This window comes from Cyclobacterium sp. SYSU L10401 (assembly GCF_010993705.1).
In the GTDB taxonomy this organism is placed as follows: Bacteria; Bacteroidota; Bacteroidia; order Cytophagales; family Cyclobacteriaceae; genus Cyclobacterium.
The window spans coordinates 15203-35824 of record NZ_WOFO01000018.1; the positions used below are offsets into that span (position 1 = coordinate 15203).

12 protein-coding genes are annotated in these 20622 nt (G+C 46.3%); 2 read left to right on the plus strand and 10 right to left on the minus strand.

The features are described 5' to 3' along the window. Positions 1-7 precede the first annotated feature (7 nt). Both groL and GL182_RS23835 read left to right on the plus strand, forming a co-directional pair. Positions 8-1639, plus strand: a complete 1632-nt coding sequence (gene groL / locus GL182_RS23830) for a chaperonin GroEL (RefSeq protein WP_163382532.1) — start codon at positions 8-10, stop codon at positions 1637-1639. A 210-nt stretch (positions 1640-1849) separates the two neighbouring features. After that, a complete protein-coding gene (locus tag GL182_RS23835; protein WP_163382534.1) occupies positions 1850-2224 on the plus strand; it encodes a response regulator in 375 nt (124 codons plus the stop codon). 100 nt (positions 2225-2324) lie between these two features. Here GL182_RS23835 and GL182_RS23840 read toward each other — a convergent pair whose 3' ends face one another. The 10 genes from GL182_RS23840 to GL182_RS23885 all read right to left on the minus strand — a co-directional run. Then, complete coding sequence (locus GL182_RS23840) at positions 2325-4562, minus strand: beta-galactosidase trimerization domain-containing protein (protein ID WP_240469950.1); 2238 nt, start codon at positions 4560-4562, stop codon at positions 2325-2327. Then, positions 4537-6495 carry a hypothetical protein gene (locus GL182_RS23845; protein ID WP_163382536.1) on the minus strand — a complete coding sequence of 653 codons (1959 nt, stop codon included), beginning with the start codon at positions 6493-6495 and terminating at the stop codon, positions 4537-4539. The genes GL182_RS23840 and GL182_RS23845 overlap by 26 nt, the downstream gene beginning before the upstream one ends. Then, complete coding sequence (locus GL182_RS23850; protein ID WP_163382538.1) at positions 6485-8629, minus strand: hypothetical protein; 2145 nt, start codon at positions 8627-8629, stop codon at positions 6485-6487. The genes GL182_RS23845 and GL182_RS23850 overlap by 11 nt, the downstream gene beginning before the upstream one ends. A 7-nt stretch (positions 8630-8636) precedes the next feature. Further along, the gene (locus GL182_RS23855) at positions 8637-10181 is read right to left on the minus strand and encodes a RagB/SusD family nutrient uptake outer membrane protein (RefSeq protein ID WP_163382540.1); all 1545 of its coding nucleotides are present in this window, start codon (positions 10179-10181) and stop codon (positions 8637-8639) included. Between the two features lie 18 nt (positions 10182-10199). Then, on the minus strand, positions 10200-13667 hold the full coding sequence (locus GL182_RS23860; RefSeq protein WP_163382541.1) for a SusC/RagA family TonB-linked outer membrane protein: 3468 nt from the start codon (positions 13665-13667) through the stop codon (positions 10200-10202). Between the two features lie 176 nt (positions 13668-13843). Beyond that, positions 13844-14869, minus strand: a complete 1026-nt coding sequence (locus GL182_RS23865) for a FecR family protein (protein WP_163382543.1) — start codon at positions 14867-14869, stop codon at positions 13844-13846. A gap of 130 nt (positions 14870-14999) precedes the next feature. Further along, a complete protein-coding gene (locus tag GL182_RS23870; RefSeq protein ID WP_163382545.1) occupies positions 15000-15593 on the minus strand; it encodes an RNA polymerase sigma factor in 594 nt (197 codons plus the stop codon). 135 nt (positions 15594-15728) lie between these two features. Continuing rightward, entirely contained in the window at positions 15729-16610 is an 882-nt protein-coding gene (locus GL182_RS23875) for a diacylglycerol/lipid kinase family protein (protein WP_163382546.1), read from the minus strand. 320 nt (positions 16611-16930) lie between these two features. Next, positions 16931-17881, minus strand: a complete 951-nt coding sequence (locus GL182_RS23880) for a type IX secretion system membrane protein PorP/SprF (protein WP_163382548.1) — start codon at positions 17879-17881, stop codon at positions 16931-16933. 58 nt (positions 17882-17939) lie between these two features. Continuing rightward, positions 17940-20622, minus strand: a 2683-nt coding sequence (locus GL182_RS23885; RefSeq protein WP_163382550.1) for an MBG domain-containing protein, incomplete at its 5' end; no start/stop codon positions are given.

The following is a 20622-nucleotide window of genomic DNA, read 5'->3' on the forward strand; positions in this document are numbered from 1 at the left end:
TTAAAAAATGGCTAAGGAATTATTTTTCAATACCGATGCAAGAGACCGTCTGAAAAAAGGAGTTGACGCACTTGCAGATGCAGTTAAAGTAACATTAGGTCCAAAAGGGAGAAATGTCATCCTGGACAAGAAATTCGGTGCTCCTACCATCACCAAAGATGGAGTAACCGTTGCCAAAGAAATTGAACTGGAAGATGCTATCGAAAACATGGGAGCTCAACTGGTAAAAGAAGTTGCTTCCAAAACTGCTGATGATGCCGGTGACGGAACCACAACAGCCACCGTACTGACCCAATCCATTTTTTCCGTAGGGATTAAGAATGTGGCAGCCGGAGCCAATCCAATGGACCTCAAAAGAGGAATTGATAAGGCGGTAAGTTCTGTAGTAGAAGAACTGAGGAAAGCTTCCAAGCAAATCTCCACCTCCAAAGAAATCGCTCAGGTAGGAACCATTTCTGCCAATAACGACGAAGAAATCGGCAAGATGATCGCTGATGCCATGGAGAAAGTTGGAAAAGACGGCGTAATCACCGTAGAAGAAGCCAAAGGAACAGAAACTGAAGTCAAAACTGTGGAAGGTATGCAGTTTGACAGGGGGTACCTTTCTCCCTATTTTACTACCAACACGGAGAAAATGGAAGCCGAACTGGAAAATCCATACATCCTTATCTATGACAAAAAGATCTCTGCCATGAAGGAGCTGCTTCCTGTATTGGAGCCGGTAGCCCAATCGGGAAGACCTTTGTTGATCATTGCTGAAGATGTGGATGGTGAAGCTTTGGCTACTTTAGTGGTCAATAAAATCAGAGGTGCTCTGAAAGTGGCTGCTGTAAAAGCACCAGGATTTGGTGACAGAAGGAAGGCCATGTTGGAAGACATTGCGACCCTTACCGGAGGAACAGTTATTTCTGAAGAAAGAGGATATAAGCTGGAGAATGTAAACATCGACTACCTGGGATCTGCAGAGAAAATCAATATTGATAAGGACAACACTACCATCGTAAACGGTGCCGGTGAAAAAGCAACCATCGAAGGTCGAATCAATGAAATCAAAAGCCAGATCGAAAAGACTACTTCTGATTACGACAGGGAGAAGCTTCAGGAAAGATTGGCCAAACTATCAGGAGGCGTAGCCATACTGTACATTGGTGCGGCTACCGAAGTGGAAATGAAAGAGAAAAAAGACCGTGTGGATGATGCCTTACACGCAACCCGCGCCGCCGTTCAGGAAGGCGTAGTAGTTGGTGGCGGGGTAGCCCTTATCCGAGCTGCAGGAGCTTTGGAAAAACTCAAGGGAGCCAATGAAGATGAAGACACCGGTATCAACATCATCAAGCAGGCTGTAGAATCTCCATTAAGAACCATCGTATCTAACTCAGGTGGAGAAGGATCTGTGGTCATCAATAAGATCAGGGATTCTAAAGGTGATTACGGATACAATGCCAGAACAGATCAATTTGAAGACTTGTTTAAAGCAGGTGTAATCGATCCTACCAAAGTGACACGATTGGCTCTTGAAAATGCAGCCTCAATCGCTGCCTTGCTGTTGACCACTGAATGTGTGGTTGCCGATATCAAAGAGGAAGCTCCTGCCGGTCCCCCAATGGGAGGCGGAGGAGGAATGGGTGGCATGATGTAATCCACTCCATTGAATGACAATCAGGGGGAAGCTGCAAAAGCTTCTCCCTTTTTTATTTTAAACTAAGTAGTTAAAATTAAAGAAATAGTCTTTTGGTGCTCACTAAGTAGAATATTGCAAAATATGGGGAGAATATTTTATTACTGAAATTATAGTGTTAAATTTCTGAAAATAGTGTGTGAGAGAGATTAGATATTATTTAAAAAATCAATGTACCCATTCGATTTAATTGTTTTAATTGATGATGACCCTATTAATAATTTAATAAACAAACGGTTGATCAACAAGTTAAATCTTACCCCCAAAACCATTGAATTTTTAGAGGCCGAGCAAGCATTGGAGTACCTTAAAAATCCGGATCTGGAGAAAAAAGTATTGATCCTTGTAGATATCAATATGCCTGTCATGAATGGCTGGGATTTTTTAAGTCAATATGTGGAACTTGAGAACGAAAGAAATGACAGGATCATCATGCTATCCAGTTCCATAGACTTTCAGGACCGTCAAAAGTCGAAGGAGTTTCCCTTTGTAAGCGGATTTATAGAGAAACCGCTGACGCATGAAAAACTAGAAACTTTTATTTGATTTTTGTTTGGTCAGTGTACCTTACAAATGAGATCAGAGGAGATCAGGCAATCATTATTATGGCTGTTCACCAAGGAATGATTCAATTTACTTTCCCCTGCTATTTAATCAGCCTTAGCCACCTGGCCCCATTGGCATCCAGGGATACAGGTTGATTGAGATCCAATACCTCACCTGTTACAGCATCCTCCATACTGCTATAGTGCAATCCATTGATTTTCAATGGGAGGCTAAGCTCCCTATCCGCTTCATTCATTAAAAAACAATGATCTACTTTAGGACCAGCCAGCCGGTAAACAATGGCCTGCTCACTGGAAATAGGTGACTTTGCCCCTAATTCCATCAGCAGCTCCACCAATCTATTTTCTTCCTGTACATTGCCCCGTCGAAAGCATGCCCTGCTGGCCTCAAATCCCACTATAACAGCCTTTCCCTTTCCCTTTTGCATCAGCGTGACCGCCGGCTTGCCATTATCGAAAGCAGCCCAAACGGCCGCACCTTCCACACGCAGGTCCGCTATGGAACCGGTTAGTTCATGACCGTTTAATTTCCAATTGCGGTTAATACCGGAATATTGGTATTCCCGCAAAACTGCTCCAAATAGCCGGGCAAAAGCAGAGTCCGTGCCCCGAGGGAACAAAGCAGAATAGGTATCCATCCATGCCCCTGGCATGTCCAAAACCAATTTTCCGCCTTCCTGGACATACTTTTCCATTAACGGAAACAAATCCCGGTTCATCGCCAGGATGGCGGGCATATAGATGATGGGATACCGGGCGGCCAGACCTGCCCTGATGTCCTCAGGGGTGACAAATTCAAAAGGGATATCCTTATTGATCAATGCCCTGCTCAGGCCTACCCGGGCTTCCATCGGTCTGTACCGCAAACTATCCTGCCCCTTTACTGAAAGGGCGGTCCATATCGCCTCATTGTCCCAGTCAAAAAATATACCTACCTGAGGTTCTTTATGTAAAGACCAGATCTCCCCGCGAAATTGTTGCATGGCACGCGCAATTTTACCCACAGCAATGGCCCTGTCGGTAATTTCATTGTGGTGATCCAACAATGCGTATTCTCCGACCTCTGCCCCCGCACTTCTCACTGACCAACTCCATAATCCCCAGCCTTTGAATCCTGCTGCCAACATGCTTAAAGTAAACTGCTCCATTTCGGGTGCATCCACTGTAAATCCCTTGTTGTTCTGACCAAATTTTTCCCCTCCGAATTGCTGGGGACCCCCGGTGGTCTCCCATCCCCCACTCCATCCTCCTTTAAACATATCGTTGATGTAACTGGCCTGTACATATACCATGGGGCCTAACTCATCCCTGACCTGATCAAAATGCCAGGTAAAATGAATGGAAGGATAAAATGAACCCGAATGCTTCATCTCGGAAGCAATACCGGGGAAATTAACCCCAAAATAGGCATGCGGTCTGAATAACCCCAGTTCTCCCCCAGCCCGGTAAGGGGCATTGGGATCGATGGACCGAAACTCCCTGACCCTTTCTGATAGATTTTGAACCCCATAATCTGCTTTAAACCTAAATATATCCCGGATGATTCTCAATTCCCGGTGGTTATAACTTTCCCACCGTTTTTCAAAATCCTCCCAGGAATCAAAAGCCTTGCCTCCTGCTGCCAGCCCATGGTGGTGTTGGTTATAGGCATGGTTTAACTCCGCAATGTTTTGGTAGGTTTCCCTGGCCCAGCGGACAAAAAGCGCCTTTCCCTTTTCGCTTAAGTCCAAACCCCGCTGGCCCACAATGGGGTCGTATGCAGAACTGGACCCCCTGAAAGCCTCTCTGCTACCTGACTTTTGGTAATGGGCAGCATATTTTTTTATCCTTTCTCTGAAAACCTCTGTCTGATGGGCAATCATTTCGGGATGATGCCGTATGTCTTCCAGGGATAAATTTTTATCGATTTTTAACTTTTCGAGCAGCTCTGGGGTAATGGCTTCCCATCCTCCTTCTCCATACCACCAGGGTATCAAACCTTCCTCCAGGGCGATCAACTGGATTTCCTCATGGTTCCAGTCAGGCAAGGTCATGATCTGCTTCAGGTTGGTAAACCCAAGTGCTTTCATTTTCCGGAAATGCGCTCTAATTTCCTTTTCCCCCTCACCCGGACGCTGAATGTATACTACTCCTGCAGGAACAGGTGCAATTTCCCTGAATTTTTGCTGCATGGGCGATTCATTTCGTTGGTCATAAAGCTCATGCAAAAAATCATGCGTTTCCTGACTGAAGGCGCAGGCAATCCCTGACAGGTAAAGCGCAATCAAAAGAAATATTCTGGTCAATGGTAATTTAAGGTTTTGCAACTGTATCATCATTTTGAGGATTATAAAATGGAATTTCAAGGGAACCTACCTGAACTTTTGTCCTGGTATGCTTTATATCCGGAGGGTCTTTACCGGGTGCTTGTAATACCAGGATGATTCTACAATTACCTGATACAGGAAGGTCAATGGCCTTGCTGTGAGCATACGCCTGTCCTTGCCAGGGTATCCCCGGATTCAGGCGACCTGTGTTTCCCCCATACCTAACCTTGGTTTGGGAGGGAGGGCCTTCAAGCGTGCCTGCCAGGATTTTTGCCCTAAGGGTAAATCCTGCCGGCGTTTCAATCACAAATCCATCTTCCTGTAAAGAAACCTGGTTGAATTCAGGGGTATTCAGCCTCCATACCTTTCCATTGGTAGAAAAATCCTCCACCAGGAAAATGGCTTCAGCCCCGCTTAAAGCATCATAGGCTACTGTAAATTTTCTGAGGTGGTCTGTCACCCCCATGCTGCTTCCTTTACCCAAAGCATGCCCGGAACCTTTACCATCAAAACCAAAATCCAGCAAGGTCCCTTCCTTATTATTATCCCCTTTTTGGTCTTCATCCGGTTTTGATGTAAAAAGATTGGTTTGCCCTGCTACCTGTGCGGTGCGACCCGCCCCGATTACCAAAGGAACTCCACCTCCGATTATTCTAAAAGTATTCACATCAGGCCCCTTATGACCGGCAATTCTTTTTTGGGAAACGTTATACAGGGCTACAATATCCTCAGGGCCCTCAAAGGATTTTCTGAAAACTACCAGCCCCTGGGTGGTATCGGCGTGGTTTAACCAACCCAGCTTTTCCGGATTCATTGATGCTGCATTTTCACCATTGTATAACACACTATACAGGGATCCTTCTCCCAGGTAGTCATGCATCCACTTGATGGCAGCTTGCTGCTCCTCCGGGTATAGCCTCAGGCCCATCGCCAACAACCCCTCCCCCACATTCAGGTTGTCATCTGAAAGATCAGGTTTAACTCCAGTGAGGCCATCTTTTGCCGGAATATTGACCATGGTGGAAGCCATGGCCTTCAATGAATGGATCGCCTGGGGGGCAAAGGTGTCCAAAACCGAATAGCCATTCCCCTGCCTGTTTTGAAATGCGATCAGGGCCGGTCCTATAAAGGACCAGTTGTAGACATGGTAACCAATGCTTTCTGCATTCCAACCCTGCGGGTAGATGTTTTCATTTAAATGATCGATCAGCCGCTTGGATGCGTCCCAGATCAGTGGATCTGCGATAGAACGGGAATCCGGGACCGGGTTATCCCAAACCAATCCTGCAAAAAGTACGGCTCCCCACCTGACCCCCATCCAGTTGCTTACCAGGCTGTAGTTGGCATCAAATCCCATGCTGGCCTGGGTGGCATATAAGGTTTTGTACAACTGCCGGTTTACCAGGTTTCTCTCCTGCTGGCTCCAGGACTGGTAACAAAAATCATAGGTTATGGCCATGGCCTGCAACATGGCAGCCCGTGTAAGACCGCGGGCAACGGGGTTATCAAAAACAACCTTATCCTCAAAAACGGATTCCAGATTTTGAAAAGCCCGGTCTGCCCAAAAACCATCCCCGGTAAATAAATGAAGGATGGCCTGCTGCTCGGCCAATTCGGCTGTTCTTCTGGCATCAAAGGATGCCAATGCTTTGATTTCTTCATTCAAACGTTTTTCCTGACGCATCCATTTGTCCAGCTGTTCCTTGTAGGGTCCTGATTGAATTTTCTTCCTGATGGAGGGCAATTCCTCAGGTAGAATCAGACCCCTGGGGTGCTTACCCAAGGCATCCTTTCCGTCGAAAGCATGGGTATTGATCAGCCAATCCAGGTTTTGGTGCTGAGCAGAAACAGGCATGGCATTAGCCAAAAGGATAATGCCCAGGCAAAAATGCCAGAAAGGCAAAGTGCTTTGCTTTATTCTTGTCAAAATCGCTTTATTTTTCATAGACTATGGTTTCTTCCTGAAGGCTTACCTTAAAAATTTCTCCATGGATATTGCCTTCCAAGTACCCCTTACCAGTATTCAACACCGGTGAGGTATATCCCCCGCTTTCACTCCAGTTTTCAAAATCCAAGGATATGTCGTTGATTTTACCGCCTGGTCTCAAGCCAAGGCTGTTGTAGTTCATTTCGATCCTATCCCCTTTCATATTATGGTAAGTTAAGATATTTTTATCCCGGTCCTTTTTGAAAGGAGGCTGATTCAAAAATTCAGCTGAAAATTCGGAGAATGACTGGAAGTCACTTTTTTCATGAACTTCCAAAGCGTACCCTGTAAATCCATCTCCGACTACCAGTACATGGTAATCTTCCAATACCTTTTGTCTTCCCTTAAGCGCTGTTCCTGCGGGGACATCCAACCAATAAACATTTTCTGAAAATGGCGTGATTCCTACATAAACATGGTCGGTTTGAAGCATGATTTTTTGGTCTTTTTCGATAATCTCCCCGCTATTTTTTGGAATAAAAAGCCATGCAGCCTCCTGAAACCTGGCTTTTTCAAACCATTCTTCAAATGAACCGGAAGCCCTATCCGGTATGGGAAGTGCTTCCAGGGGTCTTCTTCCCAGAGATGCCCTGGACGAATACTCAGCCGTCGTTACTTCCGGCTCCGGGGCCGTGGTGGCAACTGCCACCAGCAAAGTATTTTCATGCTGCATGGTTTGCGTATAGGGACTATGTCCACCCGGACCCCGGTGATAAGGCTGTCCGCCTCCGATGGTTTTTGGCCCATTGTTGGTTTTCACCACCAGGGACCACAGCACCTGCTGATTGGGATTGTCCAACCGCTCTAGATAAATACTTCCCAGGCCAAAATGCCGGCTTCCGTAAAAATACTCCTGCCCTTGATTCGGCCTGTCCATGTGATAGCTGGGTCGGGATACCTTCATGGTAAATGGAAGCGGGAAATTCTTGTGGTACAGGTCCCAGATAAATTTGCCAGGCCGGTAGGTGCTGGTCAGCTGGTGGACAGAATACTGGTGGCTGGAAGACAGTTCGGTGCTTCCAAACCACAAATGAAACATGCTATTCAATTCTCCACCTGAGTTGATCAGTTGAGGCGCCCTTTTCTGGGCACCTGCGACGGCTCCATCATAGGTTTTAATGGCCAGGGTAGCCAGGAAATAATCCATGATGGCTTTGGATAAATTTTTGGAAGATTCTTTTTTGGCAAAATCATACCCATTCATCAGGGCTTCCAGGCTGTGGGGATAATAGATTTCAGCATCGTATTCTCCATTTCCTGTTTCCACCAGTTTTTGATAAAAAATCCTGAAATAGTTTTCCACAAGCGAATCCACCTCTGTTACGGGCCAGCCGGAAATCAGTGCCGTGTCAGGAAAATGTTGCGCATATACCCAGGCAGAAGTTCTCCACATGATCTTATGGTTTTCAGTGCCTCCATCTTTTGGGTTACCCCCCAACAATTCCCCTGGCTCACCCACCAAATCATGAGGCGTAGAAAGGGGAGCATAGGTCCTGTAGCCATCTGATGGCCTGTCATTGGCTGCATATCGGGCAACGGCTTGCTGGAATTTTTTCTTCCAACCCGCATCCATTTGATCAGCGAGTAGGGGATAAAACCGTGCCCAGTTTTTTGCCGCAAAATGGTATTGCTGGTTAAGGTTTCCCGGAATAGACAACCAGGCCTTTGTGAGGCCGTCATCCGGAGCCAATATCAGGCGGGCAATAGCAGGAATCAGGTCTTTTTTCAGTGCATCCCCGCCAAAGCTGATGATCTGCCCATCCTCTCCTCTTTCCCTGGCTCCAAAATAACCGGTGGGACCCTGTTTTAAGGCCCTTCCTGTATAGGGTGAATAGATGGTTTCTCCTTCCACAGCCCAGGTCTTGAATGACTTGCCTGTATCGGGGCAAATGGCCGTTCCCCGGGATTTCTTGCCAAAAGGTTCTTCAGCTAAGTCCTGCAGTAATCCCGCTTTTCTTTCCTGAAAACCCGCCTCATCGGGATAGCTTTTGCAGTCCCATACTTGCTGTCCCCTGACAGCCTCCCCTGCAAGGAATAGCCATAGAAAACAAAAGAAAAGGCTGGAAACAGCCTTTTCTTTTGCTTTCTGCATCCAAGAATTAGTTATCAAGATTTGGATTGAGGTCAACTTCATTTTGTGGTATGGGTTGCCAGGTTCGGGATGTCCAGGGAATGCCTCCTGCCCCCCTGTCTCCATTTGGAATTTCCTTTTCCAGCGCCTGCAGGTAATACAAACGGTCATTTTCGAAAACCAATTCTTTCATTCTTTCCACTTCAATGACCTCTTCAGACATGGGGCCCGTATAGCTTTCCAGTCCTGCCCGGTTTCTTACTGCATTCAAATCTCCCCTTGCTCCTTCCTCGTCTCCTCTGGAAAACCTCAGAAAAGACCGTGTCAGGTAGGCCTCTGCGGATCGCATCAGCGGCAGGCTGGAAACCCGGTTGGAAGCCTCAGGCTCTCCTGCCCGGTACCACTTGTGCCCCCAAACTTCCCTTTGGTTTAAACCCTGATAAGCTGGCCGAGGGTCCTCATTGGGGCCAAAAGAAATGAATAACTGCTGGTAACGCTTATCGTTCATCGCTTCCTCATGGTTATCCCATCCTGTCATGGTTTTAAAGTGCTCACTCAGCGACATGATTTGATTGTTGTTAAACCTGTCGGTGAGGTTCCACCTTCCATTTGGATCGGAGTAGCCCAGCCACCTGGAAACGACCGGAGGCTTCCATTGGGTTTGTGAACCCGAAGTCACGTACTGGAAGATCACTTCATTGCCTTTTACCCCAAACTGATCCTTGTTCCAGGCCTCTATGGGATCCTCATCCAGCGGGTATCTCCCGGAATTGAGAATTACATCTGCATGCTCCTCTGCCTGTTGCCAGTTTCTCATTTGAAAATTTACCTGCATGGCTAGAAAATGGGCCGCCATTTTATTTTGCCGGTCCACATACGCAGGAGGATCCCTATCTGGATCGTATTCCTCGGGCAGGAGTTCTATGGCCTGCTCTAAATCGGCCAGAATCTGATCGTAAACCTCCTGAACGGTGGAAGGTGCGGGGTTATCAAATGCCGAATTGGGCAAACGATTTTTGATGATGATGGCTGGCGCATCATTGTCAGCCCCGTAGGGCGGAGCAAAAATTTTCACCATATTAAAATTCACCCATGCCCTGAGCCAATACGCTTCCCCAAGTATCCTTGGTGTCCAATGGCTTTGTTGGTCTTCGAAGGCTCCATTTCTGTCTATCCAGTCTATGACCGCATTAGCTGCCAACAATACCGCATAGCCTGCGTTCCAATTTCGGGTGGGTTGAGAATGGGTATTGTTGGAAAAATCCCTGCTGTACCAATCTATGGCATCCTGCCCCACTACCCCAAGCTCATCCATTAGCTTGCCTACATCTGAAATCGTGGCCGAATAAATGGCCTGGTTACCATGTATACCCTGAAAGCCCCCGGATCCACCGGCTACCCAAAGGGCACCATTTACCAATTGTTCCAAATCCTGGGTGTTTCTGGGATCAGCAAATCCGTTGGAAACCACCCCCACATCTTCCAGCCATTGATCCTCACATGACCAGCATAAGGTCATGAGCAATAAAAAGACTGTTTTGAATGTATAACTATTGAATCTTATCGTTTGCATGTTCTTTTTAGTTTAGGTTTAAAAAGTAAATGAAACTCCTCCGGTAATCGTCCTTAACTGAGGAAAAGGACTCCCACCAATAAATCCCTGCCGCAGGTTTCTGTTTTGCCTGTCGGAGTCAAAATTGGCTACCTCCGGATCAAATCCATCATAGCCGGTAAATGTCAGCAAATTGGTCGCATTGACATACACCCTACCCCCTTTGATCCTAGCTTTGGAAAGCAGGGCGGCAGGTAAGGTATAGCTCAACTGTACATTTCTGAGTCGGATAAAGGAACCGTCCTGCAGGTATAGGGAGGTGGACCCGGGTCTTGCCATAGGCTCATTCTCCCGGGTTCGTTTCAGGTAACTTTGCCGTGGCAAGGAGCCGTTTGGATTGTCAGGGGTCCATACCCTGTCTTCCAGATCAGCCCTGAAATTGGACCCTCCGGATACTTCCACCCGGTTGCCATCGTACAGGTAATTTCCGCCCTGGAAGGAAAAGAATATGGTCAGGTCCAGTCCCTTGTATGAAAAGGTGTTCTGCAAGCCGCCAAAATACGTGGGCAAACCACTTTTACCTTCAAACTCCACCCTGTTTTGCTGAGCAGCAGCAGGGGTTGCCAAAATGGTTTCTCCTGTTTTTTCTATGATGCCGGTTTCGTTGAAAAGGTCCTGATTGATTTCGTAAATGTATTCGTAACCTGTTTCCGGATCTATAAAGGCGTGTTCGGCCATGAAGTAAGTACCCAGTCGATTGCCTGTCCTGGTAATGGTGGCTCCTTGTACGATGCCGAGGTTATTCTCATCCAGTCTGGGAACCAGGCTCATCACCCGGTCCTTCACCAGTGTCAGGTTGAAATCTGTTCGCCAACTAAAGCCTTCCGGGCGGTCTATATTGATCGTATTCAGGGAAATCTCCACCCCCCGGTTTCTCAAATCCCCGATATTGGTCCAGATGGCAGAACTTCCCAGTAAAATCCCCTGGGAAGGAGGGATGGGATTGAGTAACAGCATATTTTTTACATCCTGCTGGTAAAACCCAACCGAACCGCTAATCCGTGATTGGTAGGCTTCAAAATCCAGGGAAGCATCAAAGGTATTGATCTCCTCCCACTGAATATCCGGAACACCGATGACGCTCTGAATGATACCCGATCCAAAGGAGTAGGCGGGCCAGGTAACATACCGGTTTTCCAATACATTGGGAATATCCGCATTGCCGGTTCGTCCAAAGCTCGCCCGGAGCTTCAAAAACTCTACCGGGCCCAAATTACTTGCAAAATCCTCTTCACTGATTATCCATCCCCCAGAGAGGGCAGGAAACTGACCGTAACGGTTATCCCGACCAAAAACCGAGGCACCATCCCGTCTGAAACTAGCCATCGCATAATACTTTTCGTTAAAGTTGTAATTCAACCTTCCAAAATAACTCTGTATCCTGAATTCCGGAAAAGTACCGGTTACCAGGGAAATGACATTATCTCCTGCCGTTTCTCCAATATTGAAATCCGAAGAAACCAGGTTCTCAGCCCGGGCATCGGTCCTGAAAAAATTCCTTCTCTGCCGCTCCGCACCTGCTACCAGGGTAAAACTATGATCCTCTATTTTTTTGGTATAGGTAGCATAGGCATTTAGGTTCAGGTTATTCCTCAGGGTATTACCTACTTCTCCATACCTGGAAATCCGAATGGCATCACTTACATGGTAAGTAGATTTAGTATACCAGGTATCGATAGCTCCTTCTGCTCTCAGGCTAAGCCCTTCGACCGGAGTATATTCCACAAATACATTGCTGATATTCCGGTAGTTCTCTGCTTTATCAAAGTAATTGGATGGCAGATTGGCTACAATGGGGTTCCTGCCCCCAAAGGGATCGAAATAACTGCCATCATCCAAAAAAACAGGTAATACCGGTACCGCTCCTCCAAGGGCTGATCCATATCCTCCCCTGTTTCCACGGTCTGGCCGGCCTCCATTTGGATTGGCCTCGTTGCTTCCCCCCAACTGTCCCCTCTGGTTTTCAAAATAATTGAAATTGCTTTTGATACCTGTCTTGAGGTTGTCCAATATATTGAAATCCAGGTTGGCACGCAATCCATAGGTTTGTAACCGCTGTGCGTTCATCAGGCCTTTGTGATCCTGATACCTTAAGGATAAAAAATAGGAAGCTTTTTCATTACCCCTGGTCGCTGATACGGTTACATCTTCTATAGAACCCTGGCGCCAGATAGGAGATAACCAGTCCGTGCCTCCGGAAGCGGCTACTTGTTCTACCATCTGCCGGGTCAGGTATTGGTTGGGCGTATCTATAAAAGAACTTACCAAACCACCATCTACCACAGGATCCCAGCCTCGGTCAAAACCATCATTGGCAAATGCCTGGTCTACCATCCGCAGCCATTGCTCTCCATTGGCCAGGTCAACCATATTGGCAGGTTCCTGCACCCCATAACTGTAATTGAAATTTACACTGCTTTGCCCATCCTTTCCGGACTTGGTGGTCACCAGGATCACACCATTGGCCCCTCTGGAGCCATAAATAGCGGTAGCGGCAGCATCCTTCAGGATTTGAATGTCCTCAATATCGGCTGGATTAATGGACATAAAAGAATTGATGCCTCCTTGCCCGGTCAGCTCCTGGGTAAGGGGAAAGCCATCTACTACGATCAGGGGCTCAGATCCTGCTGAAATGGAGGAGGTACCTCTGATCAGAATCCGTGAGGGAGCACCCGGTACACCGCTTCCCTGATTTACCTGTACACCAGCCGCGCGACCCTGTAGGGCTGCATCAAAGGAAGGCACCTGCACTTTTGCCAAATCATCTCCCTTGACAGAGGAAATATTGCCGGTTACCTCTCTTTTTATCTGACTACCATAACCGGTCACCACCACTTCTTCCAGGTAATTGTCATCTGCTTTCAGGGTAATGTCAAATTCGGACCCATTTTCCAGGTTTACCCTTTCCCTTTGAAATCCAATAAAGGAAAAAATCAAATAACCCGTATCCGGAGTTTCCAGCGAAAACCTCCCATCCAAATCTGTAACGGTACCGGAAGAAGCTCCCTCTACAAAAACAGATACGCCGGGTAGCGGCTCCCCACCGTTGTCTCTGACAATACCGGTCACCGTTTTAAAAATATCCAATTCAGCTTTTTCTTTAGCTTTTGTTTTGGGTTTGCGGTTAACCGCAATGGTATTGTTAATTTGTTTGAAGTGGAGCCCGGTCTTCCCGGATACTTCCTGAAGAATATCAGCAACAAATTCGGCATGAGCGGTCAATTCCACCTTCTGGTTTAAATTGACCTTCCTGTCGTAATAAAAAAACCGAAGTTCACTTTTGGCCTCAATGGTTTTGAAAATCTCCTGAATGCTGTGTTCTCCACCGTGGATTCGGATACTGATTTCATCGATACTCTTGACTTGCCCATTGGCTGTTCCCGCCAGTACGGAGGCCATGGTAATGACGAGAAATGCGTAGCCATAAAGGACAAATTTGACAGACATAATTATTATGCGTAATAAATTTTTCATAATTTAGAACGTTAGATTAAACATTTATTCATTAATCGCCTGGAGCAACTGTGTTGGAAATGATGCTTGCGACAGGCTTGAAGTTTGGTCTTTGGCCAGAGGAGGTATTGCGAGTACCTTCCCTGGCCTTTTTTTCATAGGCAAAAGGGTTAAAATTGAATCATCACTTTTTTATCTGCTGTTTCGAAAGTAAATTCCTCCGAAAACTGAATGGTTTGCAACACATTGATTAGGTTTTCATTATTCTTAAATGTCCCGGAAAAGCCTCCACTTGTGGGGTAGGCTCCCGACACAGTGATATCTACGCCGTACCACCTTTCCAATTGGGTAACCAGGTCCATAAATGAAACCTGTTCAAAATGAAGGACGCCTTCCTTCCAAAATAGGGTCTGCTCCAAATTGGCATTAAAAGTTGCCTGCAATTCACTGGAATCCTTCCTTAAGGTAATTCCCTGTCCCGGATCCAAAAACGTCCTGTTTTCGGTATTAGAAACCTCAGCTTTTACCTTTCCTGATACCAGGACCAGGGACACCCGAGCTTCTTCGGGAAAAGTTTTGATATTGAAGGAAGTACCCAAAGCTGTAGTGATCAAATCGCCGGCTTCCACGGCAAAAGGATGTAAGGAGTCTTTGGCTACTTCAAAATAGGCTTCACCATCCAGAAATATCCTTCTATCGGATTTAAAATTTTCCGGGTACCGTATACTGCTTTCAGCATTCAGGTAAACCTTGGATCCATCATTGAGGTGAATAAGGGTCTTTTTGCCAGCGGGATTGGCTTTTTCCACCCATTGAATGGCTTCTGTTTCTACGGTGGATTCTGTATCAGTATGGAAATAAGAAGTGTAAAAATAAAAGCCCAGTAGTAGACTTATTGAAGCTGCCACGGCCAATCGGATATAGGGAAGCCCAAAAATGGTAGCAGCTGCTTTCTGGTCTTCATCATTGCTTTTCCTTGCCTCAAGTGACCTGAGTTCTTGCCATATCTTCGATTTCAGGTCTTCTGCCTCCCATTCCGGATACTCTTCCGTGGCCAAATCTTCTTTCAGCATCTCGTCAAACTCTTCCGAAAAAAACCGGTCTGACTCCGGACCTTTCAGCCAGTTGGAAAGCAACTTCCCTTCAGCCTTACTTAACCTTGACGACAACAGTTTTTTAAGTAACTCTTTGATCATATAATAAAAGATGGTCTTTCATTATATACTAGCTTCGAGTGGGAAAAAATACTTGTAAAAAAAGTTAAAAATGTTATATTTTTAAAAAAACGAATAAAAAATTCAAAAAATTTAAATTTTTAACCTGTTTTTATAGAAATTCGAATAAGCCAGTTCCTGCCCACCATAAGATCTTTTCTGTATTTATTTTCGATTTTATGGTTTTATTGGCCAGGTAAATTTGATTCTCCACCCTTCTCTTGGGCACCTTCAGCCGGATGGCAATTTCATCTATACTCAAATTTTCCTTGTTTTTCAATTCAAAGACCTGGCGTTGTCCCTTGGGTAACTTGCTGGCAAATTTATATACCCATTTCATCAGGTCATTGATGATGTACCTGTATTCTCCTTCCGTATCTGCGGACTCAGGTTCCATCTGGTTTTCCAACTGAACAAAAACTTTCTCCAGTAATAACCTTTTTTTTCTTTTGATAATAAAAGATTTGGCAATTTTATAGATGTAAGCATTCAGAGACAAATCAACATTTAACGCTTCCTTTCTTTGCCAAACTTTTAAAAATACTTCCTGGACGATCCCTTCTGCATCTTCATGTGGGAGGCCAAACTTACGGGAATAATGGTAAAGTTTTTTGGCGTATTGATCGAAAAGCATCGCAAAAGCCCTTTCTTCTCCCTTTTTTAAAGACGAAATACATAACTCCTCAACTGGTCTCAACTTTTCCATTTCAGGTCATTTTTGGGAATGTACCTTCCAAAACTACCATTTAAATTAAGATTTGCAAAAGGTACCCTGTCCAATAAATCACTTTTAAGGTTGAAATTGTTTAAGAAAACCGGTCAAATTCCCTTTCAGTTTTCACTAATCAAGATTATCCGGATTCCAATACATCTTGACTTTATCCTCTCTGACCCGAATGCTGACATTCTCATTGGGTTCAACAATTTCTCCATCCACATGAAAAGGGGCCCTGGTTAAATTAACAATTTCCACCTGATCTGTAGACCAGACCTGAACGAAATCCAGACCTGAAATGTCCTCTCTCATTACACCATAAGTCAATTCAAGCCAGTCCTGAAACCCATTGGGATTCAAGACAATAATTTCAAATATCCCATCATCCATCCTGCTTCCCGGATTAATGGTTGCTCCGGTTCCGTATTTTGACCCATTGGCCACAATCAACATTTTCGCCTCCACGTTTTCTTCCCTTCCTGCAAGACCAATTTTGAATGAATACGGTTTGATTTCAAATAAGCTGGATAAAGAACTTTTAAAATAGGAAGCCATTCCCCTTTCGTCTTTCTCCTCAAATTTTTTGATCATACCTGCATTTAAGCCAAAATCAGCCAGATGCAGGCTCACTTGTCCATTTACATCCAGCAGATCCATGGCTATGGTACTTCCTGCCTGCAGACTTGCCAAGCTGTCTTCCCAGGTCTCCAGTCCCAGACAGGTAGCCAGGCCATTGGCCGAACCAAAGGGTATGGGCAGCAACTTGATTTTTTTTCCCTCCAGGGCCTCTGCTACCATTTTGATCGTGCCATCGCCTCCGCCTACCAAAATCAACTCGTAATCCCCATCTTTTACCAGTTTCTTTATTTTTTCTCTATCCTTTTCTCCCGTAGTCTTCCATAATTCATAATTGCTCAAATGATCACAAATAGACGCAATGATATCATCTTTGTCAGGCATATCTCCTGAAAACGGATTGTATATAAATAAGGCATTTTGCTTTATCATAAGATATAAAGAACTGATAAATTTGATTGAAATAATTACAAATATCCTTCCTATCTGTCAAAAATTATGTAGGAGAATTAATTGAAACAAATCAGGTGCCAAATTGACAAAAAAATACTCCGACATCTTTCAAAAAGACTGGCTCAAGCCTGATTTTAAAGAATTAAGTCTCTGAAAGTTACAGAAAAGAAAAAAATAATCACAACCATCTTACGAGACCCAAGTCCACCGAATGATTGTGATTGTAGCCAAAAAATAATAATTGTGATCAAAAACATCAATTTGGTGGTAATGACCACCGGATTCTAATTTATTGTCACCTACCAAATGCTCAAACCATTTTCTTTTTTGTCCGGACTGCCAAATAAATGGTACACCAACATCAACTCGTGGGTAGCGTTGGGCAATAAATAGGATTTGACCATGGGTGCCTCATAAACATAACCTAGCCTAAACCCTTCAAATAGCACCCCCAGCTGGTAGCTGTTGGCGTAGTTCACCCTATGACCGCCGCCAATCCAAAGTTTGTCCATCAGCAGCAACTTGACATTAAACTCTACATTATCAGGCAGGTCCTCCTGAAAGCGGTACATCAGGTTGGAGGCCAGCATCATTTGATCCCCTACCTTGCTTCGGTAACCGGCCTGAAAAATATTGACCGGGGGCTTGCGGTCCATAAAGATATCCCCCGAGCTCAGAGCACCCCCATTTACGTTATGGACTGCGTAGGAAACATAGTATTTTTCATGGGTAAATGCCAGACCCAGGTTAAAATCCAAGACTTCCATCCTGGCAAAGCCATTGGCATACTGCATCATCATGGGATCATTTCCCTGCTCTGCGGTAAGGCGGCTGCCGTCCAGACGGGTATGGTTGTAATTTACACCAGCTCCCAGACGAAGGTTGGTAGATTTGTTGATTCGGATCCTTGAGGCATAGCTGACAATCAATTCATTTTCCAAAAAAGGACCATACTGATCCGAAAACAGGTTCATCGCCACTGCATTTTTTCCCAAAAGGGCAGCATTGGCATTGCCACCCAATTCGGCAAAGTCCAAGGCTGCGGAAAAAAAGTAGGTTTTGGGAGCACCCTCCCAGCCAGCCCACTGGTTGCGGACCAATCCCCTTAAGGTAGAGCCCTCATAACCCGTCAGTCCCGGGTTATAGTAACTTTGCAAGTGACTAAACTGAGAAGTATATTTCCGGGACTGTCCCTCTGCTGTGACAACAGCTAAAAATAGGATCGCTATGGATAAGTAAAACTTTTTCATTTCCTTGGCTTTTTCTGGTTAAAAATGGCCGGCCTGCCCATGCAAGCCGGCACTCAATTTATTTTTTTAATATATTCAACATCCCTTTTCTGGTTTCTCCGGTTTCTTTTACCTGGACAGTCCAATAATAGGTCCCTACCGGCAAATCCACCCCTTCAAAGGTACCGTCCCAGCGGAGATCGGGATCCTGCGTATAGAACACCCTTTTGCCGCTTCGTTCAAAAATCTGGATGCTCACCCCGGAATAGTGCCGCAATTCAGGAACGCCCCAACCATCGTTGATACCGTCACCGTTAGGTGTGAAACTGTTGTAAACCTCGATTTCGCTTACCGATATTCGGACCCTGTTGATCTCCAACAAGCGGTCCATCACGTTGCCATCCCTGTCTGTCACCCGCACCAATACCTGGAACATGGTTTTTCCTTCCGCCCTTTCAGGACTGTTCCAGTAGAGCTGGCCGGAGGAGATTTCAAAGAAACTGTTGTCATACAATCCCTCAGGCAATTCCAGTTGATGAATTTCATCCACCGCATCGATCACCTCCAATTCGCCTATCTGTACCACTGCGTTTGCTTCTTCGGCTTCAAACTCACTGTTTGTTATCAAAAGGTTGGAGGGTGCTTGTTTTGGATCTACCACCAGGGTCAATTTTGCCTGCTGGTTTTCCGGGTTCTCGTGCACGCTGCCCAAATCCAGGCCGCCGGTGAGGGTATATTGTCCGCTGGACAACACGTCCACTACTGAACTATCCCAGGTAACGGGTAGGTTGATAATTTCATCCCGGTCAGTAATCACCAGGACCGTGGCCGGTAGTTCGGGAATGATATCCCCCCATGTCATATGGACAGGTGCGATCTCCAGTACATCCACTACCACAATTTCAATGATTGCGAATTGGTTTCCGGTAAATTGAACCTGATAGTTTTTCCCTGCATCCAGACTGCCCTGATGGATGGTATAAGTTCCGGGTGCTTCTCCCCCTTCCCTTTCCAGATGGCCGCTGATGACTTCATAGCCATCATTTCCTTCAAAGCCGCTTGCCAGGTAGGTGAACTCAGGATCGTTATCCCCAAAGGTTTTGAATAAACCGCTGTTGGCTTTTACTTCCAGCGTTTTAGGCATCACTTCCAGTATTCCGGCCACCATTTTTATCTGGTAATTGAAATCTTCAGCTCCTGACAGGGTGATCGGGTGAACCCCAACCCCAGTTTCCAGGGTGACATAAGTTGTGATTTCAGGTAATACATTTACCTCGGTATCCCCATTAACCAGACCGCTATAGCTAAAGGTCAGGGATGGATTCGCTTCGCCGTACACTTTAGACTTGTCATCTGCCGTGATGGTCAAGGCGGCTGGTGTTACTTCCAGTTCGCCTGTTACCAGGCTGATGTCGTAATTCGCATCCGATCCCCCGGTTAAAGTGACCGGATAGGTGCCTACGCTAGAGCTCCCTGTGGCAGTCGTGCTGATACCCGGTTCCTCACTCACTTCCGTGTCCTCGTTGACCAGACCGGTATAGGTAAAGGTCAGGGATGGATTCGCTTCCCCATATATCTTCGACTTATCATCGGCAGTGATGGTCAGGGTGGCCTGGGTGATTTCCAGTTCGCCGGCTACCAGGCTGATGTCGTAGTTCGCATCCAATCCCCCGGTTAAAGTGACCGGATAGGTGCCTACGCTAGAGCTCCCTGTGGCAGTCGTGCTGATACCCGGTTCCTCACTCACTTCCGTGTCCCCATTGACCAGACCGGTATAGGTAAAGGTCAGGGATGGATTCGCTTCGCCGTACACTTTTGATTTATCATCTGCCGTGATTGTCAATGCAGCTTGTGTTACTTCCAGTTCACCAGCTACCAGGCTGATGTCGTAATTCGCATCCGATCCCCCGGTTAAGGTGACAGGGTAAGTCCCTACATTGGAGCTGGCTGTGGCAGTCGTGCTGATACCCGGTTCCTCGCTCACTTCCGTATCCTCGTTGACCAGACCGGTATAGGTAAAGGTCAGGGATGGATTCGCTTCGCCGTACACTTTTGATTTATCATCTGCGGAGATGGTCAATGCAGCTTGTGTTACTTCCAGTTCACCAGCTACCAGGCTGATGTCATAGTTCGCATCTGAACCACCGGTCAGGGCAATGGGGTAAGTCCCTACATTGGAGCTGGCTGTGGCAGTCGTGCTGATACCCGGTTCCTCACTCACTTCCGTGTCCCCATTAACCAGACCGCTATAGCTAAAGGTCAGGGATGGATTCGCTTCGCCGTACACTTTAGACTTGTCATCTGCCGTGATGGTCAAGGCGGCTGGTGTTACTTCCAGTTCGCCTGTTACCAGGCTGATGTCGTAATTCGCATCCGATCCCCCGGTTAAAGTGACCGGATAGGTGCCTACGCTAGAGCTCCCTGTGGCAGTCGTGCTGATACCCGGTTCCTCACTCACTTCCGTGTCCCCATTGACCAGACCGGTATAGGTAAAGGTCAGGGATGGATTCGCTTCCCCATACACTTTCGACTTATCATCTGCCGTAATGGTCAAGGCGGCTGGTGTTACTTCCAGTTCACCAGCTACCAGGCTGATGTCGTAATTCGCATCCGATCCCCCGGTTAAGGTGACAGGGTAAGTCCCTACATTGGAGCTGGCTGTGGCAGTCGTGCTGATACCCGGTTCCTCGCTCACTTCCGTATCCTCGTTGACCAGACCGGTATAGCTAAAGGTCAGGGATGGATTCGCTTCCCCATACACT